The sequence below is a fragment of the Streptomyces sp. NPDC059456 genome (assembly GCF_042750055.1).
Classification (GTDB): domain Bacteria; phylum Actinomycetota; class Actinomycetes; order Streptomycetales; family Streptomycetaceae; genus Streptomyces.
Map to the genome: position 1 here is coordinate 1 of NZ_JBHYVA010000367.1, position 8259 is coordinate 8259.

The following is an 8259-nucleotide window of genomic DNA, read 5'->3' on the forward strand; positions in this document are numbered from 1 at the left end:
CCGCGGGCGGCGGGGGGGCCGGGCCCCCGCTCGTTTCCGCGGGCCCGCCCCGGCCCGCGGGTGCGGCGGCGGGTTCCGGGGCCAGGCCCCGGGGAGCGGTGCCAGGGCGGACGGGGAGGACCGGCGCAGCCGAAACCGTTCATCGGGGACCGTTCGGCGCGCCGTTCGACCGGCCGGCGCAGGCCGGGGCGGATACGCCATGCGGCGGATAACTCCGGGCGCCGGGTCCGTCACGCTCGGGTCATCCGACCTGGAAGGGGCAACCCCGTGACCAGCACCCTCTGCCGCCGCACCGACGCGCACGCCCTCGCACGCCTGCACAGCGAACACGGCAAGGCCCTCTACGGCTTCCTCCTCGGTCTGACCTTCGGCGACCGGCACCGCGCCGAGGACCTCCTCCAGGAGACCCTCTTCCGCGTCTGGACACACCCCGAGGCGCTGGAGAGCGGCCACGGGTCCGTGCGGCCCTGGCTGTACACCGTCGGCCGGCGACTCGCCATCGACGCCCGCCGGGCCCGCCGGGCGCGGCCCGCCGAGGTCGGGCCGGACGCCCTCGACGCGCAGGCGCCCGCCGCCGAAGACCGCACCGAACAGGCCGTCACCGCCCTCGACGTCCGCGACGCGCTGAGATCGCTCAGCCCCCGGCACCGGGCGGTGCTCGTGCAGATCTACTTCCGCGGAGCGTCGGTGGGCGAGGCGGCCCGGGCGCTCGGCGTCCCCGTCGGTACCGTCAAATCGCGTACGTACTACGCCCTGCGGGCCCTCCGCGAGGCCATGCCCGGCTACGGCCCCGGACCGGGGCCCGGACCGGGGCCCGGTGTCGGACCCGGCCGGCGTGCCGCCGCCTGAGCGGCCACCGCAGCCCGCGAGCGGACCTGCAGTTTCGCCAGGATGTGCGACACGTGGGTCTGGACCGTCCGCGTGGACAGGAAGAGGGTGCGCGCGATCTCCGGGTTCGAGCGGCCCTGCGCGACGAGCAGCGCCACTGTCAGCTCCGCCGGTGTCAGCGCCTCCCACCCGTACGCCGGCCGCCGCCGCGCCGAGCGGCTGCCGCGCCGCACGCCCAGGCTCCGCAGCCGGGCGTCGGCCCGCGCGATGTCCCACCGCGCGCCCGGCTCCCCGTACGCCGCCACCGCCCGCGTCAGCGCCGACCGCGCCGCCGCCAGGTCCCCGTGCCACGCCCGGGCCACCGCGAGGTCCTCCGACACCTGGCCCGGCACCAGCGGACCGCCGGCGAGCTCCGCCCGCTCCCGTGCCTGCGCCAGCAGCTGCGGGTCCTGCGCGAACAGGCCCCGGCAGCGCAGCAGGGCCAGCGCCGGGCCCGGATACTCCGCCAGCGCCGCCGCCGCCCGCCCGCAGGCCGCCACCGCCGCCCGGGCCGTGGCCGTGTCCCCGCACTCCAGGGCCAGCCGGACGATCTCCGACAGCGCCCAGGGCCGCTCGTAGGTCATCGCCTCGTCCGGGCCCTCCGCCAGCACCGGCAGCAGCGCGCGCACCGCGTCGGCCGGCCGGCCCGCGCGTTCCGCCAGCAGGGCCCGGGCCAGCAGCACGTAGCCGCCGTAGCGGCGCGCCGCCGCGGCGGTGAAGGCGTCCGGCGGCAGCCGGGCGAGCTCGGCCCCCGCCGCCTCGCACTCGTCGCGGTGGCCCAGGACGAGCGCCCGCAGCCCGTGCACCACCACCGGCAGCCAGCCGTCCGACACCGGCAGCCCCTCTGCCCGGACCAGTCCGTCGAGCGTCGCGTCCCAGTCGCCGAACCGGTAGTGGAACCCGGCGAGCAGCGCCTCGGTCACCACCAGCCTCCCCGTCGAGCGGGTGGCGAGCGCCAGCTCCCGCGCCTCCCGCAGTGCCGCCGTGACGGGCTCCGGCTCGTCGAACCGCAGGTGCCCCTCGGCCTGGTTGGCGAGCAGCAGCAGCCGTACGTCGTTGGCCCCGGGGCTGCGGCGGGCCCACGCGATCCCCTCGGCGACGTGGCGCAGCGACTCCCGGCCGCGGCCGAGGTGGAACAGTGCGAAGGCCATCGCGTGGTGGGCCTCCGCCCCGCACAGCGGATCGCCCAGCCGGGCCGCGTGCGCCACCACCGGCACGGCCAGCGCGTGCGCCTGCGCCGGGCAGCCCAGTTCGGCCAGGGCCAGGACCCGGCAGGCCTCCAGCCGCAGCCGGAGCGCGGGGGCGGCGACCCCTTCTTCCAGCGCGTCCTCGGTGACGGCCAGCGAACGGGCCATGTCCCCCTGGATCATCAGCGCCGACACCAGTTTGAAGGCCAGCTCCGCCCGGGCCCCGGGGTCCGCGGCCCGCTCGTGCAGGGTGGCGAGGAGACCCGCCGACTCGGGGCGCCGCAGCAGCAGGGCGGCGTCCGCGAGGCTGCCCTCCAAGACCTCCCGGTCCGCGCAGTCGGCCCGGGCGACGGCCCGCTCCAGCAGCTCGGCGGCCGCCGCGGGCGCCGTCGCGATCAGGGGCTGCGCCGACTCCGCCAGCCAGTGCACCGCCCAGCGGTCCAACGCCCCGCCGGCCAGCAGCTGTTCGGCGGTCCGGGCCGGATCGTGCCCGGCTTCGGCCAGGGCCCGGGCCGCGTCCTGGTGCAGGACGGACCGGGCGGCCCGGGGCAGCTCCGCGTACAGGGCGCGGCGCAGCGCCGGCTGCCGGAAGCGCAGCCGCTCGCCGGTGTCCTCCAGCAGCCCGGCGAGGAGCGGCTCCTCCAGTTCGGCCAGCACCTCCCGGGCGGGCCTGGCCTGTACGAGGGCCAGCTCGCGCGGGGTGAAGGCCGGGCCGAGCAGCGCCGCGTGCCGCAGGGTGGTGTACGCGGGCCGGGAGAGGTAGCCCAGGCCGCGCGGGAGGGAGGCGGGCGGCTCCGGCAACTCCGCTTCGGGCACGATCAGTTCGGCGACACCCCCGGCCTCCGGCCGGCCCCCGTCGTCGCCCGCTCCGCCCGCCGTACCCGCCCCGGCGGGGGTCCCGCCGGTGACCTCGACGAGCCCGGCCCACTGCGTGGTCAGCTCCCGCAGCAGGCGGGGGTTGCCACCCGCCCGGGCGGCGGCCCGCAGCAGGCGCGGGCCGGGCTCCGCGCCCAGCATCCCGCGGAGCACCCCGGCCGTCTCCGCCCCGGTCAGCGGCTCCAGCCGGACGGTCCGCCCGCCGGGCCCGGCCCCCAACTCGGCGCACAGCTGCTCCACCTCCGGGCGGCGGGGCAGCGGCCGCCGGGCCGCCGCCAGCAGGAGCGGCAGCCGGTCCGCGGTCCGGGCCAGGCGCCGCCACAGCAGCAGCGTGGCCGGGTCCGCCCAGTGCAGGTCGTCCAGCACCAGCAGCAGCGGGTCCCGCGCACACCGCGCCTCGACCCCGGACACCAGCAGGTCCATCGCGGCGAGCCACGCCCCGCCGGGCTGCGCGGCCTCCCGGGCCTCCCGCAGCAGGGCGACCACGGCCGCCCGCCCGGGGCCTTCGGGGTGCAGGCAGTCCAGCGCGGCCCGCAGCGGCAGCCCCGCCGTGAACGGGTCGGCGGCCCCGTACCGCACCCCGCAGCCCAGTGCGGCCGCCTCGGCCAGCGCCTCGCGCACCAGGGCGGTCCGGCCCGCGCCGGGCTCGCCCTCCACGACCAGCCGGCCCCCGCGGCCCCGCGCACCGCCGCGCACCCACTCCCGTACCCCGTCACGCTGCTGCTCCCGCCCGACCCGCACGTCGGTGGACCTCCCCGGACCGTCCTTCGGCTCAGTGCCGGCGATGCTGTTCACCGGGCCGTGAACTGTGCACTCCCGCTCGGTACTTGGGGATCCGCAGGGTGACCTTCATGCCCGCCCCGACGCCCGTCTCGATCACCGGGCCGTACGCGTCCCCGTACACCTGCCGGATCCGCTCGTCCACGTTCGTCAGTCCGATGCCCGAAGAGGAACCGCCCCGCTCCCCGGCGAGGATGCGCCGCAGCACGGCCGGATCCATGCCGACCCCGTTGTCCTCGACGGTGATCACGGCCTCCGCGCCGGCGTCCCGGGCGGCGATCGTGATCAGGCACTCCCCGGCGGAACCCTCCAGCCCGTGCTTGACGGCGTTCTCGACCAGCGGCTGCAGGCACAGGAACGGCAGCGCCACCGGTAGCACCTCGGGCGCCACCTGGAGGGTCACCTTCAGCCGGTCCCCGAACCGGGCCCCGGCCAGCGCCAGGTACTGCTCGACGGAGCGCAGCTCCTCGGCCAGCGTGGTGAACTCGCCGTGCCGGCGGAAGGAGTAGCGCGTGAAGTCGGCGAACTCCAGCAGCAGGTCACGGGCCCGCTCCGGATCGGTCCGCACGAACGAGGCGATCGCCGCCAGCGAGTTGAAGATGAAGTGCGGGGAGATCTGCGCCCGCAGCGCCTTGATCTCCGCCTCCATCAGCCGGGTCCGCGAGCGGTCCAGCTCCGACAGCTCCAGCTGTACGGAGACCCACCGGGCGACCTCCGTCGCGGCCCGTACGAGCACCGCCGACTCCCGTGAACCGTAGGCCACGAGCGCGCCGAGCACCCCGTCCTCGCCGGTGAGCGGGGCGACGACCGCCCACTTCAGCGGGCAGTCGGGCCGCGTGCACCCGGTCCGTACGCTCTGGCTGCGCCCCGAGTCCAGCATCAGCGCGACCCGGGCCATCGCCCGCCGCTGGTGGTGGTCGGCGCCCGGCCCGTCCCAGGCCAGCACCGCCCGGCGGTCGGTGAGGCACAGCGCCTCCGTGCCCAGCAGCGAGCGCAGCCGCTTGGCGGCCTTGCGGGCGGCGTCCTCGGTGAGCCCGGCGCGCAGCGGGGGAGCGGCCAGCGAGGCGGTGTGCAGGGTGTGGAAGGTGGCCCGTTCCACGGGGGTGCCGAGGGACGGGCCGCTCGCCCGTTCACCGCGCCGGGCCTGCCACCGGCCGCCGGCCCAGCCCAGGCCCGTCAGCAGGGCGCCGCCCGCCGCCAGCAGCACCGGGAGCACCGCTCCGGTCACGGAGCACCGCCCGCGCGGGCCGCGGCCCCCGCCGCCGCGGACCCGGAACCCCCGGCGCCGGTCACGCTTTCCGGGAGGTGCAGCCGGGCCAGGATGGCCGCCGTCCCCGCCGGGACCCGCGACCGGGTGGCCAGCGACACGAGCACCATCGTCAGGAACCCCAGCGGTACCGACCACGCCGCCGGCCACGCCAGCAGCGTGCGCGCCCAGCCCGCCGGGGGCAGCCCCGCCCGGGTCGCCAGCGCCGCGCCCAGCGCCGCCCCGCCCCCGGTGACCAGCCCGGCCACCGCACCGGGCGGGGTCAGCCCGCGCCACCAGATGCCCAGCACCAGCAGCGGGCAGAAGGAGGAGGCCGACACCGCGAACGCCAGCCCCACCGCGTCCGCCACCGGCACCTCGGCCAGCGCCGTGCTCCCGGCCAGCGGCACCAGCATCGCCACGGCCACCGCGATCCGGAACGTCCCCACCCCGCGCGCCGGCAGCACGTCCTGGTGGAGCACCCCGGCCACCGCCATGGTCAGCCCCGACGCCGTCGACAGGAACGCCGCGAACGCGCCCCCGGCGAGCAGGGCCCCCAGCAGGTCGCCGAGCACCCCGCCCAGCATCCGTTCCGGCAGCACCAGCACCGCCGCGTCCGCGTCCCCCGTGAGGGCCAGTTCCGGCGCGTACGTCCGGCCGAGCACCCCGTACACCGGCGGCAGCAGGTAGAAGGCGCCGAGCAGCCCGAGCACCGCCAGGGTGGTGCGCCGCGCGTCGCGGCCGTCGGGGCTCGTGTAGAACCGCACGGCGACGTGCGGCAGGCCCATCGTGCCGAGGAACGTGGCCAGGACCAGTCCGTACGTCGCGTACAGGCCCAGCGCCGGCCGGCCCCCGCCCAGCGGCTCGGACCAGCGGGCGGCGTCCGGCCCGGACGTCGCCCGGGTCTGCGGAACCGGGGTGTCCGCGGCGAACTCCAGCCGCGCCCGGGCCCGTACGGAGTGCTCGCCGGGCTCCAGCGTCAGCGGCGCGGCCGTGTAGGAGCGCCCGTCGACCTGCCCGGTGACCCGCAGTGCCAGCGGCGCGTCCAGGGACAGCCGGACGTCCTCCGCGAGCGTGACGGCGGTGTGCTCGCGGAACACCGCCGGGGCGTCGAAGGAGGCGCGCGGCGCGCCGTCCCCGGCCCAGGCGGCGAGCAGGAAGAACGCGGGCACCAGCAGCGCGGTCAGCTTGAGCCAGTACTGGAAGGCCTGCACGAAGGTGATGCTCCGCATCCCGCCGGCCGCGACGGCCGCGGTCACGACGCAGGCGACGACCACCCCGCCCACCCAGTGCGGGGCCCCGGTCAGGATCTCCAGGGTCAGCCCGGCGCCCTGCAGCTGCGGCATCAGGTACAGCCAGCCGACCCCGACGACGAACAGCACCGCGACCCGGCGCACCGCCTGCGACTCCAGCCGCGCCTCGGCGAAGTCGGGCAGCGTGTACGCCCCCGAGCGCCGCAGCGGGGCCGCCACCAGCGCCAGCAGCACCAGGTATCCGGCGGTGTAGCCGACGGGGTACCAGAGCATTTCGGGCCCCTGGAGCAGCACCAGACCGGCCACCCCGAGGAAGGAGGCCGCGGAGAGGTACTCCCCGCTGATCGCGGCCGCGTTGAGCCGGGGCCCCACCGTCCGCGAGGCGACGTAGAAGTCGGAGGTGGTCCGCGATATGCGCAGGCCCAGCGCGCCGAGCAGCACCGTGACCAGGACGACGACGGTGACCGCGGTCAGCGCGTACGTCTGGTTCAACGGTCCGTCCCTTCGGCACGGGGGAGGAGGGGGCACCGGAGTCTACGCACGCCCGCGGACCGGGCAACAGGCGTGAACCGGGCCGATCCCGGGCGCTCCCACCGGCCGAAAAGGGGTGTCAGCGCGCGGGGTCGCGGTGCTCCGCGCAGTCCCGCAGGGCGATCTCCAGCTCCACGTACGAGTCCTCGGCGCGCCGGAACGCCAGCGTCAGGGCCGCCTCCGCGCGGGGCGGCAGCTGCTGCCGGACCCCCTCGTTGGCCTCGTACAGCACGTCGGCCCAGCGCGCCGCGGCGCTGCGCAGCCGCGCGAGGAGCACCTCGGCCTCGGCGGGCCCGGCGGGCCGGGTCCGGGGCAGCACGGCCAGCGCGTCGAGCAGCGCCTGGATCTCGGCCATCCGCACCCCCCGCTCGTCGCCGCCCGCTCCTTCCGGACCGGCGGCTCCACGATAGGTCCGGGCCGGGCCGGCCGAGGGCGTGCGGGCCCGCCCTGCGACCGACGGCAGCGCTGGGGCGCCGTACGCCCCGTGCGGTGCGACGAACGGCGCCCCCGCACGCCGGACGGTCGCCGCGTGCCGGGCAGCGACCGGTGCGCCGCCTGGCGGGTGCGGCACCGCGCGGCGGGTGCGGCACCGCCCGGCGTGCGGGGGCGCCGCCGCTATCCGGTCGCCTGGCGCATCAGCAGGTCCCGCAGCTGGCGGGCGTGGCGGCGGCTGACCTGGAGCTCGGCCGATCCGACGCGCACGCTGGTGGTCCCGGCATCCAGCCGGAGCTCGTCGATGCGGCCGAGCGCGACGAGGTGGCGGCGGTGGATGCGGACGAAACCGCGGGCCGCCCAGCGCTCCTCCAGCGTGGAGAGCGGGATGCGGACCAGGTGGCTGCCCTCGTCGGTGTGCAGCCGGGCGTAGTCGCCCTGGGCCTCGACGTACGCGATGTCGGCGATCGCCACGAACCGGGTGACGCCGCCCAGTTCGACGGCGATCTGGTCCGGGGTGCGGTCGGCGACGGTCACCCCGGGGGCGGGGCGGCGCTGCACCGGGATGCCCGGACCTGCCGGCTCCGCGGGCCCGGGCGGCGGCGCGGCGGCCCGGTCCAGCTGGGCACGGGCCCGCCGGACGGCCTCGGCGAGCCGCTCGGGACGGACCGGCTTGAGGACGTAGTCCACCGCCTTGAGGTCGAAGGCCTGGACGGCGAACCCCTCGTGGGCGGTGACGAACACGATCAGCGGCGGCTGCGCGAACCCGGCCAGCAGCCGGGCGATGTCGAGGCCGGTCAGCCCCGCCATGTGGATGTCGAGGAAGACGACGTCGATGCCGTCGGGCCCGTCCGGGCCGGACTCCAGGGCCCGGGTGATCCGCCGCAGGGCCTCGGTGGCGTCCGAGGCGCCCTCGGCGCTCAGTACCCGGGGGTCGGAGCGCAGCAGGTAGAGGAGTTCCTCGAGGAGCGGTCTCTCGTCGTCGACGGCCAGTACGCGCAGCATGCGGTGGAGTCTAGGGACGACGGCGCCGGGGCGGAACGGTGCGCGGCCCCCCTGCCGGGGGGGGGGTGCCGGGGGGCGCGCC

At 77.7% G+C, this 8259-nt stretch carries 6 protein-coding genes; 1 reads left to right on the forward strand and 5 read right to left on the reverse strand.

Annotated elements, in window-relative coordinates; all coding sequences use genetic code 11:
- Nucleotides 1-267: 267 nt before the first annotated feature.
- Nucleotides 268-849: a sigma-70 family RNA polymerase sigma factor gene (locus ACFXA3_RS26935; protein ID WP_385190920.1), complete on the forward strand. Its 582-nt coding sequence runs from the start codon at nucleotides 268-270 to the stop codon at nucleotides 847-849.
- Here the strand turns inward: ACFXA3_RS26935 and ACFXA3_RS26940 are convergent.
- The 5 genes from ACFXA3_RS26940 to ACFXA3_RS26960 all read right to left on the reverse strand — a co-directional run bounded on the left by ACFXA3_RS26940 (nucleotide 783) and on the right by ACFXA3_RS26960 (nucleotide 8177).
- Nucleotides 783-3725 (reverse strand): AAA family ATPase, encoded by a 2943-nt coding sequence (locus tag ACFXA3_RS26940; protein ID WP_385190922.1) that lies wholly within the window; start codon nucleotides 3723-3725, stop codon nucleotides 783-785. The genes ACFXA3_RS26935 and ACFXA3_RS26940 overlap by 67 nt on opposite strands.
- Entirely contained in the window at nucleotides 3703-4938 is a 1236-nt protein-coding gene (locus ACFXA3_RS26945) for a histidine kinase (protein WP_385190924.1), read from the reverse strand. The genes ACFXA3_RS26940 and ACFXA3_RS26945 overlap by 23 nt, the downstream gene beginning before the upstream one ends.
- Complete coding sequence (locus ACFXA3_RS26950; protein WP_385190926.1) at nucleotides 4935-6701, reverse strand: cation acetate symporter; 1767 nt, start codon at nucleotides 6699-6701, stop codon at nucleotides 4935-4937. Before ACFXA3_RS26950 ends, ACFXA3_RS26945 begins: the two co-directional genes overlap by 4 nt.
- 118 nt (nucleotides 6702-6819) lie before the next feature.
- Nucleotides 6820-7095 carry a hypothetical protein gene (locus tag ACFXA3_RS26955; protein ID WP_327282445.1) on the reverse strand — a complete coding sequence of 92 codons (276 nt, stop codon included), beginning with the start codon at nucleotides 7093-7095 and terminating at the stop codon, nucleotides 6820-6822.
- Between the two features lie 260 nt (nucleotides 7096-7355).
- On the reverse strand, nucleotides 7356-8177 hold the full coding sequence (locus tag ACFXA3_RS26960; RefSeq protein WP_385190927.1) for a LytR/AlgR family response regulator transcription factor: 822 nt from the start codon (nucleotides 8175-8177) through the stop codon (nucleotides 7356-7358).
- Between the last annotated feature and the right edge of the window lie 82 nt (nucleotides 8178-8259).